Origin of the sequence: Corynebacterium sp. ACRPE, assembly GCF_022347435.1 — a bacterium.
In the GTDB taxonomy this organism is placed as follows: Bacteria; Actinomycetota; Actinomycetes; order Mycobacteriales; family Mycobacteriaceae; genus Corynebacterium; species Corynebacterium tuberculostearicum_D.
Genome location: NZ_JAKRNA010000060.1, coordinates 1 through 1,279, shown reverse-complemented (window position 1 = coordinate 1,279; position 1,279 = coordinate 1). Strand labels below are relative to the sequence as shown.

At 50.0% G+C, this 1,279-nt stretch carries 2 rRNA genes; both read right to left on the bottom strand.

What is annotated here, in order from left to right:
- Window positions 1-748, bottom strand: a 23S ribosomal RNA gene (locus MHY13_RS12095); the annotation flags it as partial.
- Window positions 749-1,195: 447 nt separating this feature from the next.
- Window positions 1,196-1,279 (bottom strand): 16S ribosomal RNA (locus tag MHY13_RS12090); the annotation flags it as partial.

The window sequence follows — 1,279 nt, the reverse complement described above, 5'->3', positions numbered from 1 at the left end:
ACATGCCACTTTACACCCCATTAGGATTCGGTTTCCCTACGGCTACCCCACACGGGTTAACCTCGCGACATGCCGCTGACTCGCAGGCTCATTCTTCAAAAGGCACGCCATCACACACAAAAAGTGCTCTGACGGATTGTAAGCACATGGTTTCAGGAACTATTTCACTCCCCTCCCGGGGTACTTTTCACCATTCCCTCACGGTACTCATACACTATCGGTCACACTGAGTATTTAGGCTTACCGGGTGGTCCCGGCAGATTCACAGCAGATTCCACGAGCCCGCTGCTACTCGGGCAACCCAACAACCCACATGCCATTGTCTTCAACTACAGGACTCTCACCTTCTCCGGCAGGTAATTCCAAACCACTTCACCTAACAACAACACACGAGCACGATGATGGTAGTCACCGCCCATTGGGGCCCACAACACCGCACACACAACCCCTACCAGGTATCACATGCACACGGTTTAGCCTCATCCACGTTCGTTCGCCACTACTAGCAGAATCATTATTATTTTCTCCTCCTACGGGTACTGAGATGTTTCACTTCCCCGCGTAAACCCCCACAACAGCTATGAATTCACTGAAGGGTAACCCCACATAACCAGGGCCAGGTTTCCCCATTCGGACATCCTCGGATCAACGCTTAATTGACAACTCCCCGAGGCTTAACGCAGCCTTTCACGTCCTTCATCGGCTCAGCATGCCAAGGCATCCACCATGCGCCCTTAATAACGAACACACAAACCACCCACACCAAAAAGCGCAGATGGCCACACAAGTGAACTTGACAAAAAATTGATTAAAGAAAAAGAAATCACACAAACACACACAAACAAACCACACGGCCTATTCATCTGTGTTTAATGCTCGCGTCCACTATACAGTTCTCACACAACACCCCAACCACACCTTGCCAACACACACAGTGTCAGCAAGACTCATGGTCAGGCACAAAAAAAGGGGGATAATGCCCCAGACACCCAACAATGCACCAACATACAAACAACATACTTTTCACTGTGCATGGACAACAGTGTGTCACAAAGCGCCATTCAAACACTCGGCTTGCCTCATCAGGTGTGTGTTTCACCCGGACAATTTTTCAACAATAAAAGTTGGCAGCATGACACTCGCATACTCAACCAACCAAGGGTGCAACTGCACCCGAATAATAAAAGCTCCTTAGAAAGGAGGTGATCCACCCGCACCTTCCGGTACGGGTACCTTGTTACGACTTCGTCCCAATCGCCGATCCCACCTTCGACGGCTC